We start from the raw sequence: 23,251 nt of genomic DNA, 5'->3' as shown, positions 1-23,251 counted from the left end.
AGGCGTAATGGGTAGTCGCTACAGGCGTGTTTTATTAATGGACAATATGACACTTGTCGTAGTGGTAACGGGTTGGCAATAATGCAGGCTGCGTTCGCTGTTGTGTGTGCGTGTTGGTGGGAGCGGGTAAGTGTTGATGGGTAGGATTGATGGAGGGGTGGAAAGGTGTAATGTGCAGAAGAAATGCAGTATATGTTTATTTGAAAAACATATTGCTGAGCAAATATTGATTGGCGGCCTGGGGTTATTACCATTGGCGCTGCTTACACAAACACAGGAAATACATATAGATACCAGCTTTATATTTTCTTTATGCTGGCTGGTTTTTATGATATCCATTGTAACGATGGCATTGTGGTTTTACCTGCTAAAAAAGGATATTGTAAAAGCCAGTCAGTGGCTATATCTGACACCTGTAGCCGGTTATGTAATGGGATACCTGGTACTGGGCGAACCCATTACCAGGTATTCACTGGCAGGCACCTTGCTGGTATTGGCCGGGCTCCGTATCAGCCACATAAGGTGGCGGGAAAAAAAAGTATAAGCGGCAGGCACTTTATTGTTGTTCCAGCGCCAGCAGGCATATTTTCTCGCACAGCGATGAAAAATCTATACCTGCAGCAGCGGCTGATTGTGGGAAAAGACTGGTTTTGGTCATGCCGGGTAACGTATTTACTTCCAGGCACCACAGCTGTCCGTCTTTGTCCAATCTGAAATCAGATCTGCTGTAGCCTTTTAATTTTAAGGCCTGGTGTACGGCTACTGCCAGTCTTTTGGCTTCCTGTTCAATGGCTGCAGGAATGTCTGCCGGGAATTTTTCTTTGGCAGCACCACTGTATTTGGTTTCATAATCGAAGATGATATCAGATTCCAGGAATATTTCTCCTACGCTGAGTGCCTGATTATCCAATACGCCCACAGATAATTCCCTGCCTGGAATATATTCTTCCAGCAGAATTTCAGCGCCGTATTGCCGGGCCAGTTCAACCGCGGCAAACAGCTCCTGCTCATTCCGGACAACAGACAGTCCCACGGTGGACCCCTGGAAATTCGGCTTAATGACAATCGGGAATGCGGAGGGCAGCTTTAAATCCTGTATGTTGGGCGGTACCATAGTCCAGCTGGGAGTAGGAATACCTGCTACCGTAAATAACCGTTTGGATAAATCTTTGTCCAGTGCGAGGCCGCTGGGAAGCTGAAGACTACCCGTGAATGCAAAGCCTGCTGCTGATAGGATTGCCTGTATAGTACCATCTTCTCCGGTACCGCCATGCAGTGCAAGAAAACAAACATCTATATCTGAGAGCAGGGGGGAACTGATGGCCTGGTGCAGATCATGTCCAAGCGCTGCCAGCGCTGCATTGTCCGGTGGAATGTCGCCCACTGACGTGGCAAACAACTTGTCCTCGGCAGCTGCATCTAAAGGACCTCTGGCAGTATCCACACTGATGACGGTATGACCGAGCTCCCGCAGTGCTTTTATTACCTGTGTACCACTGGCAATTGATACATCCCTTTCCTGGCTGGTACCTCCGAATAATACGGCTATTTTTAATGGCTTCATTTTTAAATAATTGCTTCCGGATTCAATTTAAATAAAAATATCAAACGCCGGAAAAAGTTATCTTGATATAAGATGAAAGCGAAGGATATAAGCGGGATGTATTGTGTCTTGTTTTACAGTACAAACATCGTCAATAATTTTATGCCCTGATATATCCTTTTATAAGTCACTGCCTGCTTAATAACGAATGCTTAACGGAATAACACAAACTGCAATCTTGGTAGTATCGTAGGTAATTGTAACCGGCTATTATCAAAAGCAATTATGTTGTACCCGTCTGGCTTTGCTTAAATGCATGAGTGATATATTGGACAACCTTTAAATGAAGTGTTATGGAAAAGAAGTCTGCAGGAATAATGATCCGGCTTTCCCACGAAGAAATGTATGGCATAAAGGGAGGAATCTCTATCGGTGTTACCTTACACGAGGATCCGGGAAATAATATACTGGGCAATATCATAACATCAAATGCCCTTAGCGTTAATCGGGATTTTTATGGGGATTTACATAATTTTGGCCATGTTGCGATCAGTTATATTCATGAACCTGATGGCAGCCTGGAACAAAGTATTGATATAAAATTAGGGCAGTGATCTTTCGAGGTAATTATTTTTAGCAGATTGTTTGTCGCAGGCAGGAGAGGAGACTGACCAGCCGCAACAGGGCGTATATATCCAGGCATTGGCTGATGTATATACGCCGTTTTTATTTAATGCCGGAATAAATAATGACCCAATATCCTGATTGGATAGTGGGGAATAACATATATGCGGACGATAACGCGTATATAATTATCGTGTTTGTTAACGGGAGTAATGGCTATCATCTCCCTATATATCCGCAGTGAAGAAAATTACTTTTAAATAAAGAAATACGTTATGAAAAAAATTCTCTTCCTGTTGCTGTTCTTTGTAACAGTAGCGCAGATTCCGTTGACCAGGGCGGGTATTCCACCGGTTGCACCTGCGTTCACTGTTTATACCCTGACATTTGAAAAAGAAAATTACATGATTATAGTACGACTTGCAGCAGACAAGGCAACTATTCTTGGGGTAAATGTATATACCCGAAAACCTGATCTGCTGATGTATGAATGCCCTTATCTGACAAGTCAGCTCACTACTTCGGTGGTAGACGCCACCCACAACCGGCTCACGGGATATGTGCTGTTCAGGGAGCTGAACTGGAATAGTAAAACAGTGCATGTGGATGACATCCTGGACGTCCGGTGATTTAGGAGAGTAATTATTTTTGAATGATTGATATTGGTTAAAAAAGACAGCGGGTACTCATTTATTGAAGAGATATCCGCTGCTATTATGTTGTTTAAATAGTTATGGAGGAGGTATATACACTGGATAGTGTGATGGAAAAGCAGTTAACTTTTGAATAAACCGGCGTGAGGAAATTTTCCGGTGGTAAGGAAAGTAATAATACCATAGGTAATATCATACCACCATATCTTCAACGGGCTTCCGTTCGTCTTCATTCTGAAGTTGAGGAAATGTTCTTTGCTCTTCAGCTGAAAGTAGATGTTATGGCGCAGCAGAAAGTCCATGTCTTTTCCTGGCTGCTCTGTAAAAGAATGCCCCGGCCAGAACAATGTATCCTTATGCAGGTATTGTTTCATGAATTGTATGGTGTTGTATAGTTTGTAGATATCTTTGCCCGCACATATGCCTACACCTTCTATGAAGATGCTGTCACCAGAAAAAAGGTGCTGGTCTATTAAGTAGCAAACACTGCCAGGTGTATGGCCCGGCGTGAGTATTGGCGTAATGTTGAAGCCAGCGAGTGATATTTCCTGCATGTGTAAAACCCTTTGCAGGTTGATGCAGTCAAATTGAAAATGATCTGTTTCTATTCCTGATAGGAATACAGGTACCCGATATTGTCTGGCAAATTTTTCTGCAAGATGACTGTGGTCTATGTGGGAGTGAGTGAGCAGGATGCCTGCCAATGTAATTTGGTTGTCCTGCAGGTATCGATTGATCAGTTTGTAATTCCATGCGGGGTCAATCAGTATGCCTGTATTGTTTTCATGGATCAGGTAACATTGGTTTTTAATAAAGAACCTGGAGGTATGAAATGTTTTAACAGTCATTAGCGGTATCTTTTGGGGTGATTATTTGCATGTGAAGGTAGTAGAAAACAACTAACGAACTTTCCACGAAAGTATATTTAAAAATTATTTTTTCGTTACTGTGAAAATACTACAGTTATGAATTATAATTTGCAATCGAATTAATCATTAACCCGTAATATTTTAAAAATATTTGTGAAACCCGATTCCTGCTATGTTTGCTGCCTTGATAGCGCAGCAGTTATAAGTGTATTGATGTCAGTTAATATCAGCCCTGTTAATTTAAATGAAGTATTTATGCATTTGATTTGAAAGATGCACATGCTTATTTTTATTTTATCTAAAAAAATAATCTTCGGTTTTTTTTGTGTAGAATTACAGAAGTGAAAAACCTGATTTGAAATTTAGTTGCATCCTATTTTTTAACAATTAAAATCCTTATGAGTCATCTGCAACTCATTTTACCATTAGCCTTTTCTGTTGCACCTACGGCCGCGAATGATATAGATTGTAATCACTTTGTGTCCATTCAGTAACGGACGGAAACCCCTGTGCTGTAGTACTGTTAGTTGAGAAAATTGAGCGGACAATGTAAAGAATTCATGCCCTTTCCCTTTCCTGTATAGTGTTGCTGCTGCCTGAAAGGCGCCTGCAACAGGGAATGTGTTGCCTGGGAAAGCGGATGATGTATGTCGCTTTATTGCCGGATGAATCGGGGATGAAAATGCCTGTCATGATTCATGCGTATGCGTAGCTTTTTTCCTGTAAAAAAACAGGTATGTGCTACTCATGCCGGTAAAGGCCTGTGTGATGGGTATTTGCTGCTTAATACCACTACCTTTTTAATGTAATTCCAGGTCAGTTTGCTTTTGAAATACAGCATCCGGATACGCTGTGCTTTTAAAAGCGGAATAGGAAGCTTATGCCTGATTTTTTAACCCATGGTAAAATAAATCATCTTGGTAAAGTTATTAAATGCATGGAGCAAAGGGTACATAGTAGTGCCGATACTCCTTTCAATGAGAGCTGCAGGTATTTGGGACCTGTTGATAAATGAAGGATTGTTGTTTGATGAGTGGAGAAAACAGGCGGGTTATAACGCCTCACAGCTGCATGCCGTTATCCATATGCTGCAATCGGAAGGGTGGCTGAGAAAAGAAAATAACGGAAAGTATCACCTGAAAGAAAGTGTAAGTGGACAACAGATTCCTGCTGCCATTATATCGCTTATCAGAGAAGATACCATCAGCTTACAGGCAGCCGATGACAAGGCGACAACTTTTCTGGAAATGCTAAAGGCAGCGCAAGCGCATTGGTTCATGAAGGATCATTCCTTGCGGACCATGCTGGATGGGTTGCTCTTAATGCCGGTTATCCTGCATCTGGGACTGCACCTGCGGGATATGGATAAGATATTTGATGGCAGGATATTTCATAGGAATATACAAAAGGAACTAACGTCGTTTTTGCTGTTGCGAAAATGGATTACCAAAGAAAAGGATACCTGTCTGCTCACGGATACAGGTAAGGCTTTTATTGAACAGGCGACAGCTGTTGCGCCGATAATAGCCGCTGCCAGATTAACCAATATGGCTGACTTTCGCAGTGAACAATACCAGGAGACTGCGGTGACCTGCATCAGTAAGCTGTTTGCACAGTCATCACAGGATAGGCGACCACGTTATATAGCAGAGATCGGCTGCGGTGATGGTAGCTTTTTAAAACGACTTCATGAAGCAATCATAGCGGTAGGAGAAAAAACGGGACAACCGGAAATGGATCCATTAATAATGATCGGAGTGGAGCCCGACGTTATCAATATCAGTGCCGCCAGAAGTAACCTGGAGGAAGTACCTCATTTACTGGTGCAGGGCGAACGGAATGATCCTGATAAAGTAGCGGCCTATTTGGCGGCGAATGATATCGATACCAGCGAAGTATTGTATGTACAGCTGTTTCCGTATCATCCGATCCATCATCCCGTTTTTACCTGTGCAGCGGAACAATCACTGCTACCGCATAATGAATGGCAGCCGGAAAGCTGCGATGTATTTACACCCGGGATATCATCAGCAGATGAGATCCGGCAGCAGTTGAAAGTATGGGCGGCCATGGAAAATAAACATGGCTTAATATTGTTGGAGCGCCATTGCCAGACACCGGAGGAAATATATTTATCACTGGAACAGGCTACTACAAACAATAGTGAGCTACTTCCAGTTTTTGATACCACATCGCCGGCAGCTGCTGCGTCATTAATGATGTATGCAGCCAATGCCGGTTTGTTTTTAATAAAGCCAGCTGAAAAATTCCCACCGCAACAACCAGTGACACAGGTCACCCTGGGGCATTATCAGCAAAGGGATTATCAGGTGCGTTATGCACTGCATAGCGACTTGCCGGTATTAATGCAATTGGAAAATGCCTGCTGGCCACCGGATATCTGTTTGCCTGAATCGGAGATTAAGAGAAGGCTGGAAGTATATCCGGAAGGACAATTGGTATTGGAAGAAAACGGTGCGGTGCTGGGTGTCATTTATTCACAACGCATACAGGATGAAGCCGATCTTTATACAACTACAGTAGATACGGTGGGTGCGTTGCATGATCCCGCCGGAAAAATAGTACAGTTATTATCCATCAATATTTTTCCTGCCTGTCAAAGCAGGGGACTGGGCGATGAATTGCTGGAATTCATGCACCAGCGTACGGCATTAATGAAGGGTGTAGAAAAGGTGTGTGCGATTACCAGAAGCCGGGATTTTAAAGGAAGTACGGATGCGGAATATGCTGCCTATATCCGTCAGGTAGATGAATATGGTTTTTATGTAGATCCCATTGTACGGTTTCACCAGGTGCATGGTGCGGCATTAAAGCAGGTCGTAACCGGTTACCGGGCAGGAGACAAGGAGAATTTAACCAATGGCATATTGGTGACCTATGATGTGCTGAACCGCGTTCCGTTTAGCGGAACAGGCCCGCACCTCGAAGCAGAAATTACGCAGCGGGTAAGCCGGCAGGAGGTATTGGATAGTATCAGCAATTATGTAGCGGGTATGCTAACCGCTGCCTCGGTAGAAGAAGACCAGCCACTCATGGAAATGGGCCTGGACTCCGGCGACCTGATGGGACTAACCCTCTTCTTAAAAAATGCGTATCGTTTAGATGTGCCTACTTCCTTTTTCTTTGAATATAATACCATTCATGCAGTAGTAAATAAACTGACTGCAGATATGGACGTGATGACCGAAGTACCATCGCATCCTGTGCTGCGTGAAACAGACATCCCTATTCAACCTATATCAACCGCCATACCTGCACCTGAAACTATGCAACAACATTTACCCGATTCCGGTACAACAAACGATATTGCTATTATAGGCATGGCATTCCGTGTGCCGGGCGCTCATACCAAAGCAGCACTATGGGATATGCTGATAACAGGCCGTTCCGCCATTACAGCAACACCGGATGACCGCTGGCAATGGCCGCAATGGGTAGACCTGGATGGAGATCATAAAGGAATTAACCAGGGCGGCTATCTCACAGATATTGATAAATTCGATGCCGCTTTTTTCAGGATATCAGCCCGGGAAGCCGCGTTGATGGACCCACAGCAACGACTGCTATTGGAGCTTACCTGGGAATTACTGGAAGAAGCGGGTTATAAACCGGCTACACAAAAAGGAACAAAAACCGGTGTCTATATTGGCGCCAGTGGCAGTGATTACGACCTGCTACTAAATGAGAAACAGGGCAGGGAATTATTAACGGGTACCGGCACATCACTGGCTATATTGGCCAACCGGTTATCTTATTTCTATGATTTTGAAGGACCCAGTTTGTTGATAGATACGGCATGCGCCTCTTCGCTGGTCGCCATCGATGAAGCAGTGAGTGCCATCAGGGCGGGGAAATGTACGCAGGCAGTAGTGGGAGGTATTCACCTGATGTGTCACCCTTCCCGAAGCCTGTCTTACTACCAGTCAAATATGTTGAGTAAAGATGGCCGGTGTAAGACATTTGATGAAAGTGCCAATGGATATGTAAGAGCGGAAGGCGCCGTAGTATTGCTGTTGAAGCCTTTATCTCAGGCGATAGCCGATAAGGATCACGTGCATGGCGTCATCAAAGGTACTGCTGTGAATCATGGCGGGCAATCCGGCGGCTTAACCGTGCCTAATCCGGAGAAACAAAGTAAGTTACTGGAAGATGCGTATAGCCGTGCCGGTGTGGATGTGCGTACCGTCAGCTATATAGAGGCACACGGAACCGGAACAAGCCTGGGGGATCCCATTGAAATAGCCGGACTCATAACCGCATTTAAACATTTGCAGGCTGCCACTGCTGCATCAGCAACGCAGGCGATAACAGGTAACAGTGAACCCTGGTGCGGGCTGGGATCCGTTAAAAGCAATATGGGACATCTGGAGGCGGCAGCAGGTATGGCAGGTATACTGAAGGTATTGCTGGCGATGGCCCATCAACAGTTGCCACCCACTATTCACTTTCATACGTTAAATCCCAAAATCGATTTAGATGGAAGTCCGTTTTATATACAGGCTGCCGTAAAGCCATGGGAGCCATTTTTCGCCGATGTACCCCTACGTGCAGGGGTGAGTAGCTTTGGTATCGGTGGCGCCAATGCACACATTGTACTGGAAGCTTTTGAACAGCCTGCCCCGGTAATCCATAATACGGCAGTAGATAATACACCCCATATTTTTGTGTTGTCTGCTAAAAATAAAGAACGACTAAAACACTATGCCGAAAGCATCATCGATCATATTCATAAAACCCCGGGGATAACTATTTCCGGGCTTTGTTACACGTTGCAAACGGTGCGGGAGGAAATGGAGGAACGGCTCGCATTTGTTTGTACCGATTTGCAGGTATTAAAGGATAAGTTGACAGACTACATCACGGAGCGCCCTGCAGCAGACCGCTATACCGGCAATATAAAAACGGATAAAGTGCTGGCCGCCGAACCGGCCGCCGTAAATAAATGGTGGGAGAAAAGAGACCTGGAAAAGATCGCGCAATACTGGTGTTATGGTTTGGCGGTTGACTGGCAGCTGTTTTATACCACTGATAAACCGCAAAAGATAAGTTTACCGGGATATCCCTTTGCCCGCAAAAGATATTGGTTCGATACGATACTGCCACAGGCAGCCACACCGGTTAATAATCAGCCATTGCCCGTTGTTCTTGACCTGCCGGAGATCCGGCCTGCGATACGTGCGGATGAAAAAGTTGCTTTGTCAGATCTTTCAACCGTAAACCTGTCTGCACGCCCCGGCTCCCGGGAAAAATATACCGGCGCTGAAATAACAACCACTGGTGCAAACCAACAGCAGCCATTAACGGAAAAATCAACCGGGCAACAGGTATTACCCCAATTGCAACAATTGCTGAAACAAATCCTGTATTTGGATAGAGAGGTAGTGGAAGAAGATGTTTTCCAGGAGCTGGGATTGGATTCTATTTTAGGCGTAGAGCTGATAAAGCAGGTCAATGAGTTATTCGGGCTGAAGATAGCGGCCGTAAAATTATATGACTATCCCACCGTAAAAAGAATGGCAGGGTATATCCACGAACAATTACAGGCTGCTGTACCCGTGCAGGATAAAAAAGTACAACTGCCAGGTGTAGGATATACTGTTGTGCCGGAAAGGACAAGTGAGCATAAAGTGGTATTGGAAAAACAACCTTATGCCAATGAGTCGGTCGGATCAAAAACGATACTGCAGGAACTGAAAGTATTGCTCAAAAATACCCTGTATCTGGATGATGATATGAATGAGGCCAGTACTTTTCAGGAACTGGGCCTGGATTCTATTCTGGGGGTGGAATTAATCAAAAACATCAATGAGCAATTCCGATTAACATTAAGTGCAACCAAACTATACGACCATCCGACCTTACATGCCCTGGCAGCTTATATTATAACACAGCAGTCAGGTGCGCCGGTACAGGAAATGGCAGCTTCCTCCCGCAGTGTATCAGCTGCTCCGTTAACTGTTGGTACTGAACCGGTAGTTGTCAGACATACGCCGGTGAATCAAGGCGGAAAAGAGCTGGAAGAAAAAGTAGCCACCCAACTGAAAATACTGCTGAAACATACTTTGTACCTGGAAGAGGAGATGAATGAAACGCAAACTTTTCAGGAACTGGGATTGGATTCTATTCTGGGAGTAGAGCTGATAAAAAATATCAATGAATATTTTGGCCTGCAGCTGGCTGCTACAAAGCTCTATCACTACCCGGGATTAAAAGAACTGACTGCTTACATCGTCACACAATTGCCGGTAGCAGCTGTACCCGTTGTACCGGTATCTCCTTTGCCGGAAGTACAACCGGCTGCACCGGCGCCAATGCAGAGAAAGCAGGAAGTGCCTGCGGCTGTTGACAATAATATTACCGGCCATACGGAAAAGATAGCGATTGTAGGCATGAGTGGCCGTTATCCGCAAGCCGCTGACCTGCGTGCGTACTGGGACAATATCGCAGCCGGCAGGGATTGTGTCACCACTATCGAAAAAGACAGATGGGATGTAGACGCATATTATAAAGCGGGTGGTGAAAAAACCGGCGACGTATATTCAAGGTGGTTAGGTGCCCTGGAAGACATTGATAAATTTGATCCTTTATTTTTTAATATTTCTCCTTCCGAAGCGGAGCTGATGGATCCGCAACACCGGATTCTGCTGGAAGAGTGCTGGAAGTCGCTGGAAGATGCCGGCTACAGACGGTCGCAGTTAGACGGTATCAAATGTGGTACCTATGTAGGCATCATGAGTAATGAGTATGCCGCCCGTATCAGACAACCGGGCCTGCAGCCCAATCAGGCGCAATCATTAACCGGTAATGCGCACTCTATTTTTGCAGCCCGTATCGCCTATGTATTAAACCTGAAAGGCCCCGCCATTGCAATAGATACGGCTTGTTCCAGTTCATTGGTGGCCATCCACCTGGCCTGTCAGGCTTTGCTGCAAAAAGAAACTGATCTGGCCCTTGCAGGCGGTGTAAGTCTTTATCTCGATGTGGAAGCCTATCAGCAGATGTGTGCAGCGGGCATGTTGTCTAAAGAAGGCAAATGCAAAACATTTGATAACAGCGCGGATGGTTTTGTACCGGGCGAAGGAGCGGGCGTAGTGGTGTTAAAGCGCCTGAGTGACGCTGTGCGGGATGGTGATGATATTAAAGGTGTAATACTGGGTACTGGCATCAATCAGGATGGAAAAACAAATGGAATTACAGCGCCCAGCATCAGTGCACAGGCAGACCTGTTAAAAGATATTTATACAAAGTATGCGATCCACCCGGAAACGATCAGTTATGTGGAAGCGCATGGTACCGGTACCAAACTGGGAGATCCGGTAGAAGTGGAAGCCCTGACCAGCGCTTTTAATGCGTTTACAAAGCAACGCGGTTATTGCGGCATTGGTTCCGTGAAAAGTAACCTGGGACATACCTCCGCGGCTGCGGGCGTAGCGGGCCTGGAAAAGATCCTCTTACAGTTTAAACACAAAAAACTGGCGCCGAGTATTCATTACCGGGAAGAAAATGAACACCTGCAATTGTCGGCCAGTCCGTTTTATGTAGTTACATCCTTACAGGATTGGGAACCTGCTCCACATACCCGCCGGCGTGCAGCCTTGAGCAGCTTTGGTTTCAGCGGTACGAATGCGCACCTGGTGGTAGAAGAATATACCGCTGCACCAGCCACACGGGCAACAGGCCTTCCTGTACTGATGGTATTATCTGCCCGTAATACCGACCGCCTGAAAGCGCAGGCACAGGCCCTGAAAGATTTCCTGCTGGCCGAAAACAATGTACTGCTGGAAGATATAGCCTATACCTTACAGGTCGGCAGAGAAGCGATGGAAGAGCGGTTGGCCTTTCCGGCAACAGATATCGCAACGGTCATCAGCCGGTTAGCTGATTATCTATCCGGAAAAGAAAATGACCTGTTTATCGGTAATACCCGCAAAGATACCCCCGGTATTTTACTGACAGGAGAAGCTGGCCGGGCTTATATTACCAGTGCCGTGCAGCATCATGAATTGCCTTCGTTGGCGCAGCTATGGATAAAGGGGGTAGACATTTATTGGGAAGTATTGTATGAAACTACCAGGCCCCGTAAAATCAGTTTGCCCACTTATGCGTTTGCCCGTGAACGTTATTGGATACCTGCCATGCCTGCATCGGCAGTAGTGCCAGTGCTAACCGGCGATCAGTTGCATCCCCTGTTGCATCGGAATAATTCTACCCTGAAAGGACAGACGTTTACCAGTATTTACACAGGTAAAGAATGGTTCCTGGCAGACTATAAAATAGGCGGCGAAAAAGTATTACCAGGTGCGGCACAGCTGGAGCTGGCGCGTGCGGCGGGTGTTTATGCGGCAGAAGCGCCGGTAACCCGTTTAACAGATATTACCTGGCTGGCGCCACTCCGGGTGAATGATGTACCTACTACCGTGCATATTGATCTTTTTACAAGCGAAGACGCAATCGCGTTTGAAATTTATACCCTGGCAGGATCCACCGTACAGGTATATAGTCAGGGACAGCTGCACACCACACCACTACCGGTGCCGGTTGTACAATCACCCGATGCCATCCGGCAAAGGTTACCTCACGTAAAAGAAGGGGCGGCCTGCTATGATCAGTTCAAAACAGCGGGATTAAATTATGGTACGGCATTCCGGGGTATAACAAAAATATATCACAGCGAAACGGAAGCGTTGTCGCAGATTACCGTAGCGCCAGCAGCAGGATATGGTCTTATTCCCGGTGTATTAGACAGCGCCCTGCAAATCTGTATGGGATGGGGAACTGAAAAAGATGTGGCGACGCTATCGCTGCCTTACAGCATGGGAGAAGTGATGATCTACCACGATCTGCCAGCTGTGGTATGGTGTTATGTCCGGCAGCAGGGCGAAGCTACCCCCACTTATGATATTGATCTGCTGGGAGAGGAAGGAGTAGTATTGGTGCGTATAAAAGAGTTGATACTACTGCCGGCAACTGATATGACACGGGAAGAGACACCGGTAGCTGCCAGCTTGTATACCTATAACTGGGAAGAAAGTTTACCGGCGATACCAGCACCGGAACCTACCGCTGTACGTCATCATATTGTATTGGCAGGTGGTGCTGCCGGTTTGGCCGACGCGCTGCAGGCAGCACTGGATGTACCGGTAACCGCTTTACCGACACAGGATGCTACCGAATATTTCATACAGGTGCTGGAAATTGCACAGGCAAAATTAAAAGAGAAAACAGACACACATATCCTCATCGTTTGCAGTAATGCAGATTATGCAGAAGAGAGTTTTGTATCCGGATTATTACAAACAGCCGCATTGGAGCGGCCAGGTATAAGCGGTAAGGTTATCGGGGTGGATCAGCTGTCGCTGCATCACCTGACCAGCCTTACAGCTGTATTGGAAGCAGAACTATATACAACGGATACGCAGGTACGCTATGTGGCCGGCAAGCGGATGATAAAGCAGCAGCAGGCAATACCGGATCTAACGTCAACGCCTGATGGCGTAGCTGTCAAAGCCGGCGGCGTGTACCTGATAACAGGTGGGGCCGGTGGTTTGGGAAAAGTATTTGCCACGCACCTGAGCCGTACCGCCGGTACAAAACTGATCCTGACCGGCCGTAGTGAATTGACGGCCACGCAGGCCGCATTCGTAGCCACGTTGCCGGAGGCGGTGTATCACCGTTGTGATGTGAGTAATAAAGCAGCAGTGGCCGCATTGATAACACTGATTAAAACACGGTACCACCGGTTGGATGGTATTATACACAGTGCAGGTGTGCTGCGCGATAGTTTGATTATCAACAAACAGGCTGCGGGTATTAAAGCCGTACTCGCTGCAAAAATACAGGGTACAAAAAACCTGGATGAATGCACAAAAGAAGAGCCGCTTGACTTCATGATATTTTTCTCGTCGGTAGCTGGAGTGCTGGGAAATGTAGGCCAGGCGGATTATGCAGCGGCCAACGCTTTTCAGGATAGTTATGCATTTTACCGGAATGAAAAGCGGGCAAAGAACGAACGACAGGGAAAAACACTGAGCATCAACTGGCCGTTGTGGCAGGAAGGCGGTATGCAGATAGATACTGTCAACGAACAATACCTGGAAAAACAATGGGGACTACAATCCTTACCTACCACTGCGGGTCTGCAGGCTTTCGATGCCTTGCTGGGCGGCGTATCCGGACAGGCAACTGTGATGTACGGAAAAGTGCAGCCAGCTGCTTCGGTACAGGTTACCCCGGCAGCAGCCCGTCAGCAGGAGGTATTGCCGGTAGCCGTGGAAGCCGGTCTGTCCGAAAAAGTAACCCATAAGATCCTGGAGGTAGCGGCCGCATTGCTCAAACTGCAGCCACATGCCATAGCCGTAAATAATAAATTGGGTAGTTATGGTTTTGATTCGATTTCATTTACCAGATATGCCAATGAGCTGAATAACTATTATGATCTCAACCTGGTACCTACCGTTTTTTATAATCATCCAACGATAGCAGACTTAACAGCTTTTCTGATCAATGATCACCGGGATCAGGTGGTAAACAGACATGCTGTAACATCATCGCAACAGGTAGCACCTATTGCCGTAGCAGACAGGAAGCAACGGCGGGTGGAGCGGATAGCTACCAGATTATTGCGGTCGCCACAAAAGCTGCAGGTGCCGGATCATACCGCGCAGGCAGCGGCCCCCATTGCTATTGTGGGTATCAGCGGCCGTTTCCCGGGTGCAGAGAACCTGGAAGCTTTCTGGGAAAACATAAAAACTAATAAAGACCTTATTGTGGAAGTGCCTGCAGACAGGTGGGATTGGCGCGAATATGATGGTGACCCGCAAAAAGATAAAAGTAAAACAAGGGCTAAATGGGGCGGCTTTATCAAAGATGCAGATAAGTTTGATCCCTTGTTCTTCAACATCTCGCCGAAAGAAGCAGCGCTGATGGACCCGCAACAGCGGATCACGCTGGAAGCCGTATATCATGCACTGGAAGACGCTGGTATCAACGCAGAAGAGTTGTCAGGATCTGATACCGGTGTATTTATCGGTACTTATTTCAATGATTATGCGGCCATCATCCGGCAACAGAAAGCAGGGCATGAAGCGCAGACGGCCACCGGATTATCGCATGCTATTTTAGCCAACAGAATCTCTTATCTGTTTAATCTGCACGGCCCGAGTGAGCCGGTAGATACAGCCTGTTCCAGTTCTTTGGTAGCCATTCATAAAGGCGTGGCACATATCCGGCAGGGAGCCTGCAACATTGTCATCGCAGGTGGGGTAAGCCTCGATCTGATACCAGATACTTTATTGCCACTCAGCCAGGCAGGGATGTTAAGTGAAACCGGCAGGTGTATGACCTTCGATCAGAAGGCCAATGGATATGTAAGAGGAGAAGGCGTGGGTATCGTCATACTGAAATCATTGCAACAGGCGGAGCTGGATGGCGATCATATTTATGGTGTTATTCTGGGTACTGCGGAAAACCACGGTGGAAGAGCCAATACATTAACCTCTCCGAATCCGCAGGCACAAAAGGAATTATTGTTGAAAGCCTACCGGTCAGCGCAGGTGCATCCGGAAAGTGTCAGCTATATCGAAACACATGGAACAGGAACCGCGATAGGGGATCCGATAGAAACAGAGGGATTGAAGCTGGCCTTCCAGGCATTGTATGAAGAACACAATATCGTATCGGCAACAGCACATTGCGGAATCGGCAGTGTAAAAGCCAACATCGGTCATCTGGAAGCAGCAGCGGGTATTGCAGGTGTAATAAAAATGCTGTACGCATTAAAATACCAGACCTTACCAGGTAACCCGCATCTGGAACAACCCAATACCTATTTAAAATTGGAAGGTAGTCCCTTCTATCTCCAGAAAGATACCCAGGAATGGCAAACCGTCAATGGCCAGCCAAGAATAACAGGTATCAGTAGTTTTGGATTTGGGGGCGCCAATGCACATCTTATTATCAAAGAATATCTGCCCAAACCGGTACCGGTGTATACCAGCACAGTGCCAGCCATCGTGGTATTATCTGCTAAAAATACAGACCGGCTTCGGGTGCAGGTAGAACAGCTGAAAGGTTATCTGGATACACACCCGGATGCGCATCTCTATGATGTGGCCTATACTTTGCAAACCGGCCGTGAGCCAATGGAAGAGCGGGTAGCCTTCCTGGCAGCAGATAAGACTGCATTACATGAACAGCTACATCATTATCTGTCCGGAAAAAAACAGGATTATTTCACCGGCAACGTAAGAACGGATCAATCAGATTTCCTGTTGCAAAGTGGCGCCGGCAAGGCTTATATTAAACATGCACTGGAAAATAAAGAACCGGCGTCTCTTGCACAATTATGGGTGAAAGGGGTAAGCATGGACTGGCAGCTCCTTTATGAAGGAAATAAGCCTCAAAAAATCAGTTTACCCGGGTATCCTTTTGAACGGAAGAGATACTGGGTAGAAAATAAAGCATCCCACATTACCAGCAGCTTCGTGAAGGAGGAAGTGACCGTTTCCGTTACCGCAGTAGCACAGGCGGTACCCGTAAAAACAGTGGCTGTTGAAAACAGTCGTCCGGTAGCGGAGAAAATATCCTTGTCCAATGCATGGGATGCAACGGCATTGGTGAAGCCTGCCCTGGAAAATGATCCGGTACGTTTAATGAATACACCTGTGGAAGTACCGGTAAACAGCCCTGCTGATATAAAAACCACCGCAAAAGAAGTAGGGGCTACGCTAACGGATATCCTGAGAAATACCTTGTATCTGGAAGGAGACATTGATGCCACAAAATCTTTTCAGGAGTTGGGGCTGGATTCCATTTTAGGTGTAGAGTTCATTAAAAGCATCAATGAGCAATTCCGTATAGGCATGGGTGTTACCAGGCTGTATGATTATCCGAACTTAGATACCCTGACAAATTATATTATCACGCAGTTGCCAACTGGCCCTGCGCCGGTCGTTGCTCCCCTGATTGTATCGGAGCAGCCGGTAGTTGCCCCGGTGGTGGTATCGGCGGAAATAATAAAGCCCCGGCAGATACCCAATAAAAAAGAGCTGGAAGCGGCGGTGCTGGCACAGTTGAAAAAGATACTGAGCGATACCCTGTATCTGGAAAATGAGATAGATGAAAGCCGTCCTTTACAGGAGTTAGGCCTGGACTCTATTCTGGGCGTAGAATTGATAAAGCATATCAACGAGCATTTTACGTTGCAGTTGAGTGTAACGAAGTTGTATGATTATCCGCTGTTGCGGGAACTGGCCGCATATGTAACGAGTGTGCTCCCGGTAAGTGAAGAAGCTGCACCATTGCCCGTTAACACGCTGCTACCGCCGGCAGCTCCGGCACCCGTTGTGGCATTGCCGGAAGCAGCCCCTGTTATAGCCAATACCGGCGCCGGAGATATAGAAAAGATCGCCATCATCGGTATGAGTGGCCGTTATCCGAAAGCCGCCAACCTGCAGGCTTATTGGGATAACATCGCCGCTGGCATGGACTGCGTGACCACCATTGAAAAAGACCGATGGGATGTAGCCGCCTATTATACACCTGGTGGCGAAAAGACCGGCGACGTATATGCCAAATGGTTAGGTGCGCTGGAAGACATTGATAAATTTGACCCCTTATTTTTTAATATCTCTCCGGCAGAAGCAGAACTGATGGACCCGCAGCACAGGATTTTCCTGGAAGAGAGCTGGAAGTCGCTGGAGGATGCAGGATACAGACGATCTCAGTTGGATGGTATCAATTGCGGTACCTATGTGGGGATATCCAGTAATGAATATGCCGCGCGTATGAGGCAACCGGGTTTGCAGCCCAATCAGGCACAGTCGATGACGGGTAATGCGCATTCCATTTTTGCTGCCCGCATCGCTTATGTATTGAATCTGAAAGGTCCGGCTATTGCAATAGATACGGCTTGTTCCGGTTCATTGGTAGCCATTCACCTGGCCTGTCAGGCCTTGCGGCATAAAGAAACGGATATGGCCCTGGCAGGCGGCGTAAGTCTCTACCTGGATGTGGAATGTTATCAGCAGATGTGTGCGGCCGGTATGTTGTCTAAAGAAGGCAAATGCAAAACATTTGATAACAGTGCGGATGGTTTTGTACCGGGAGAAGGAGCAGGTGTAGTTGTGTTGAAACGCCTGAGCGATGCGATCAGAGATGGTGATGATATTAAAGGTGTCATACTGGGTTCCGGCATCAACCAGGACGGTAAAACCAACGGTATTACGGCGCCGAGTGTGAGTGCACAGACAAAATTGTTAAAGGATATTTATACGCAATATCACATTAATCCGGAAACCATCAGTTATGTGGAAGCGCATGGTACCGGCACCAAACTGGGTGACCCGATTGAAGTAGAAGCCCTGACCAATGCCTTTGGCGCCTTTACATCGAAAAAAGGCTATTGTGGTATTGGCTCCGTTAAAAGTAACCTCGGACATACTTCCGCTGCTGCAGGGGTAGCTGGTTTGGAAAAGATCCTGTTACAGTTTAAACATGGCAAACTGGCGCCTGGTATCCATTACCGGCAGGAGAATGAACACCTGCAGCTGGCAGCAAGTCCGTTTTACGTAGTTACGGCTTTACAGCATTGGGAAACCAACGTACATCCCCGCCGCCGTGCTGCCTTGAGCAGCTTTGGTTTCAGCGGTACGAATGCACACCTGGTGGTGGAAGAATATGTGTCTGCAGGAAAAACAGCTTCCGCCGGATTGCCGGTACTGATTGTCCTGTCGGCGCGTAATACAGCCCGGTTGAAAGCACAGGTGCAGGCGCTGAAAGATTACCTGTTAACAGCACAGCACATTACACCGGAAGAAGTAGCCTATACCTTACAGACAGGCAGGGAGCCGATGGAAGAACGACTGGCTTTCCAGGCAAACGATATGGCTACGATCATCAATCACCTGGCTGATTATCTGGCAGGAAAAGACAGTAACGTATTTATTGGTCATACCCGCAAAGATAAGCCTGGCAACTCGCTGACGGAAGAAGTAGCAGAGGCGGCGCTCAACACCTTACTCCGAAACGGGGAGCTGAACACCCTGGCGCAGTTATGGGTAAAAGGTGCGGAGATTCCCTGGGAAGGGTTGTACGCCGCCGGCAAACCGGGTAAAATCAGTTTACCCACTTATCCGTTTGCCCGTGAACGTTATTGGATCGATGCCGTACCGGCAGGAGGTGTGGTTACCCTGCACCAGTTGCATCCATTGCTGCATGCGAATGAATCTGACCTGACAGCACAAAAATATACAAGTGTATTTACCGGCAACGAAACTTTCCTGGCAGATCATCAGGTACAATCCGCAAAAGTATTTCCGGGTGTAGCTTATCTGGAGCTGGCCAGGGAAGGAGGAACGCGGAGCCTGCACCAAAAGGTAACCCGGCTGCAGGATGTTACCTGGCCTGCTGCATTGCAACTAAAAGATACCGCTACAAAAGTATATACCGGTTTTTATGTTGCCGGGGAAGATACCCGGTTCAGGGTGTACACAGGAGCAGGTGAGCAGGAACAGGTGCATAGTGAAGGCCGGCTCAGTACCACCTTATTGTCAGCGCCGGTAAATCAGGACCTGACTGCCATCCGGAACCGGATGACAAACGAAAAAGACGGGGTAGCCTGTTATGAAATATTTACCACCCTTGGACTGCAATATGGTCCTGGATTTCAGGGAATAAACAAGCTGTATTATAATGAAACAGCAGCTTTGTCCCGGATTACTTTACCGGTAGCAGCGGGCTATCAGCTGTCGCCCGGAGTATTGGACAGTGCTTTACAAACAATTATTGGCCTGCAGCTCCATCAGGGAGCAGCCGCCTTGTCGCTGCCTTACAGTGCCGGGGAAGTGGCGATATATCAGGATTTGCCGGCTACGGTGTGGAGTTATGTCCGGAAGCGTAGTGATCATCCGGAAAGTGTAGTGACCAGTTATGATATAGATATCCTGGGGGATGCGGGCGAAGTATTGGTGCGTATCACTGATTTTGTGACGTTACCCATCGGGCTGCAGGAAAAAGCGGATAGCCGTATGGGTTTGTATACCTATAGCTGGGAAGATGCCTTACCAGTTGTGCTGCCAAAGGAAACCACCTACAGTCAGCACCAGATTTTATTGGCAGGTGGCTCCGCGGAGCTGGCAGTACAGTTGCAGGCTGCCTTGGAAGTACCGGTCATTGCTTTGCAGGCAGCTGACGCAGCGGCTTACTTTATTGAGGTATGGGAAAAGGTGAAAGCGATCTTACAAACGAAATCAAATACCCATCTGATCGTAGTGGGCAGTCATACCGGCTACGTGCAATACGGATGTGTAGCTGGCTTATTACAAACCGCTACGTTGGAGTATCCGGGCATCAGCGGGAAGGTGATCAGTGTGGACGAATTATCGCAAGATGCGATAACAGACCTTACAACGATCCTGGCAGCCGAATTATATACTACGGATACGCAGGTACGTTATGAAGCCGGAAAACGGGCGGTAAAGCGGGCAAAAACAGCCAGCCTGACAGACGATGGAGCAGGGATCAAAGCAGGTGGCGTATACCTGATCACAGGTGGCGCCGGTGGGGTAGGGAAAATCTTCGCCACCCACCTGAGTCAGACGGCGGGCACAAAGCTGATCCTGACGGGCCGCAGTGAGCTGACAGCAGCCAATGCCGCCTTTGTGGCCTCATTGCCGGATGCGATCTATCACCCATGTGATGTGAGCAACAAAGCAGAAGTAACGGCGCTGATAGCGATGATCAAAACACGTTATCAGCAACTGGATGGTATCATTCACAGTGCAGGTGTGGTGCGGGATAGTTTGATCGGCAATAAACAACTGGATAACATACAGGCAGTATTGGCCGCTAAGATCGCCGGCACGTATAACCTCGACGAATGTACGAAAGGAGAAAACCTGGACTTCCTGGTATTTTGTTCATCGGTATCAGCCGTCATTGGTAATGCAGGGCAGGCGGATTATGCGGCCGGCAATGCTTACCAGGATCACTATGCCGCTTACCGGCAGGAACTACAGTTGAAAGGAGAACGACAAGGGAAAACACTGAGCATCAACTGGCCATTATGGGAAGAAGGCGGTATGCAGGTAGATCCGGCACGGATAACATTCATGGAGAAACAATGGGGGCTGTTACCCATGCCTTCGGCAGATGGGATGGCAGCGTTTACCACCTTGCTTCGCAGTGGCTTATCTCAGGGAATTGTGTTGTATGGCCAGGCCCACCGGTTACCGGAATTATTGCAAGGCGTAATGGATCCGGTAGCAACAGTGCCGGTAATAGCGCCGATGAAGGCAACCACACAGTCGGGGTTGAAACCGGCGGCTATTCGTTTCCTGCAAACCGTATTATCTGCAGAACTCAAAATACCGGCAGACCAGCTGGAACCAGCGGTGGCATTGGAACACTATGGTATAGATTCCATGTTGATCACCCGGCTGACGAACCGCCTGGATGCGTCATTCGACCGGATTCCGCGCACCTTGTTTTTTGAATACCAGACACTGGATGCACTGGCAGACTATTTTGTGGCTGCGCATCCGGCCCGGTTGCAGGCATTAACAGGGCTGGATAAAGTATTACCGGATGTTATCCCTCACCAGCGGCAACGTTTTACGACGTTACCGGTTCGGCAGGCAGCTCCGGCAGTACCATTGCCTGAAGATATTGCGATCATCGGCCTGAGTGGCCGTTATCCGGGCGCGAAAAACATCGCGGCCTTCTGGGAAGTGCTGAAAGCAGGCCAGGACTGCATTACAGAAATCCCCGCAGAACGTTGGCCCATCGCCGGTTTTTACGATGCCGAAAAAAGAAGTGCCGGTAAGAGCTACAGCAAATGGGGTGGCTTTATAGCAGACGTAGATAAATTTGATCCGTTATTTTTTAATATATCGCCGCGGGATGCCGAATTGATGGACCCGCAGGAAAGATTGTTCCTGGAAACGGTATGGGAAACCATAGAAGATGCCGGGTATACCCGAACAGGCATATCGGATACCGCTAGCGGAAAATCAGCGCTGGGTGATAAAGTAGGGGTATATGTAGGCGTGATGTATGAAGAATACCAATTGTTGGGAACCGCAGAAAAACGGAATGGCCAACCCCTCATTCCCGGTAGTAGCCCGGGCAGTATTGCCAACCGGGTTTCTTATTGCTTCAATTTCCACGGCCCCAGCATGGCGGTAGATACGATGTGTTCTTCGTCATTGACAGCCATCCATCTGGCTTGTGAGAGCATCCGTAATGGCCACTGTGAGCAGGCGATTGCCGGAGGCGTGAATATCAGTATTCATCCCAATAAATACCTGTCTTTGAGCCAGGGACGTTTTGTATCGGCATCCGGCCGCTGTGAAAGCTTCGGCGCCGGAGGAGAAGGGTATGTACCCGGTGAAGGCGTAGGCGCCGTACTCTTAAAAAGATTAAGTGAAGCCATCGCGGATGGAGATCAGATCTATGGCGTGATTAAAGGAACAGCGATCAACCACGGTGGTAAAACGAATGGTTATGCCGTACCTAATCCCAAAGCACAGGCGGCTGTTATTAAAGCGGCGATGAATCGTGCAGGGGTACAGGCGGCAGACTTTAGTTACATCGAAGCACATGGCACCGGTACCAGCCTGGGCGACCCGATAGAGATAGCCGGATTGAATCAGGCATTTGCCACCACACAACAACAATATTGCAGCATCGGTTCGGTGAAGTCGAACATCGGGCATTGCGAATCGGCAGCAGGTATATCCGGGCTGACGAAAGTATTACTACAATTAAAACATCAGCAATTAGTGCCTTCGCTGCATGCAGCTACTTTAAATCCGAATATAGATTTTGCGGGCAGTCCGTTTAAAGTACAGCAACAGCTGGAAGCCTGGACGACCACCGATAATAAGCCACGAATTGCTGGTATCAGCAGCTTCGGGGCGGGTGGTAGTAATGCACATCTCATCGTAGCAGAATATCAGCCGGCAACCACCACCACCTACACCAGCTCTGCACCAGCTATCATTGTGTTGTCTGCCCGGGATACCGATCGGTTGCGGGAACAGGTCACCAATCTGAAAGATTACCTGGAACAGCACCCGGACAGTAACCTGTATGAAGTGGCTTACATGCTGCAAACAGGCCGGGAGCCGATGGAAGAACGATTGGTTATACTGGCACAGGATAAGGCAACAGTAATAGCCGGATTAACAGATTATCAGCAAGGAAAAACAGACCGGTTGCTGACGGCCAATATCAAAAAAGTAAAGCTGGATTTTGCACCGGAGGGAGGCGCCGGACAAGCTTATATCAATCATGCCATGGCACATAGAGAATATGCGGCACTGGCCCGGCTTTGGGTGAAAGGTGTCAACATCGGCTGGCACCAGCTCTACGACAGACAACTACCCCGGAAAATCAGTTTGCCCACGTATCCTTTTGCCCGGGAACGGTACTGGATACCGGAGCCGGAAGCACCGCGGTCTTTAAACGGCAACGGGAAATTACATCCGCTATTACATTTTCAGGAAACGCATCCGCTTTCTCCTGTTACACAGGCATAACCA

General features: G+C 47.7%; 6 protein-coding genes. 4 read left to right on the top strand and 2 right to left on the bottom strand.

Annotation, left to right across the window (positions count from 1 at the left end; genetic code table 11):
* The first annotated feature begins 136 nt into the window (after positions 1–136).
* Positions 137–544, top strand: coding sequence for an EamA family transporter (locus tag OL444_RS20900; RefSeq protein WP_264729974.1), 408 nt, complete (start codon positions 137–139; stop codon positions 542–544).
* Positions 545–556: 12 nt separating this feature from the next.
* On the opposite strand, the gene OL444_RS20895 is transcribed toward OL444_RS20900, so the two are convergent.
* The gene (locus tag OL444_RS20895; protein ID WP_264729976.1) at positions 557–1,564 is read right to left on the bottom strand and encodes a D-alanine--D-alanine ligase family protein; all 1,008 of its coding nucleotides are present in this window, start codon (positions 1,562–1,564) and stop codon (positions 557–559) included.
* A gap of 332 nt (positions 1,565–1,896) precedes the next feature.
* On the opposite strand from OL444_RS20895, the gene OL444_RS20890 reads away from it, so the two are divergent.
* Positions 1,897–2,157: a hypothetical protein gene (locus OL444_RS20890; protein WP_264729977.1), complete on the top strand. Its 261-nt coding sequence runs from the start codon at positions 1,897–1,899 to the stop codon at positions 2,155–2,157.
* Between the two features lie 285 nt (positions 2,158–2,442).
* Positions 2,443–2,796, top strand: coding sequence for a hypothetical protein (locus tag OL444_RS20885; protein WP_264729979.1), 354 nt, complete (start codon positions 2,443–2,445; stop codon positions 2,794–2,796).
* Positions 2,797–2,942: 146 nt separating this feature from the next.
* On the opposite strand, the gene OL444_RS20880 is transcribed toward OL444_RS20885, so the two are convergent.
* Positions 2,943–3,668: an MBL fold metallo-hydrolase gene (locus OL444_RS20880; RefSeq protein ID WP_264729980.1), complete on the bottom strand. Its 726-nt coding sequence runs from the start codon at positions 3,666–3,668 to the stop codon at positions 2,943–2,945.
* Positions 3,669–4,606: 938 nt separating this feature from the next.
* Here OL444_RS20880 and OL444_RS20875 point away from each other — a divergent pair.
* Entirely contained in the window at positions 4,607–23,248 is an 18,642-nt protein-coding gene (locus tag OL444_RS20875; RefSeq protein WP_264729983.1) for an SDR family NAD(P)-dependent oxidoreductase, read from the top strand.
* The last annotated feature ends 3 nt before the right edge of the window (positions 23,249–23,251 follow it).

Origin of the sequence: Chitinophaga nivalis (assembly GCF_025989125.1) — a bacterium.
GTDB lineage: Bacteria > Bacteroidota > Bacteroidia > Chitinophagales > Chitinophagaceae > Chitinophaga > Chitinophaga nivalis.
This window is presented reverse-complemented; position numbering and strand designations above follow the sequence as displayed.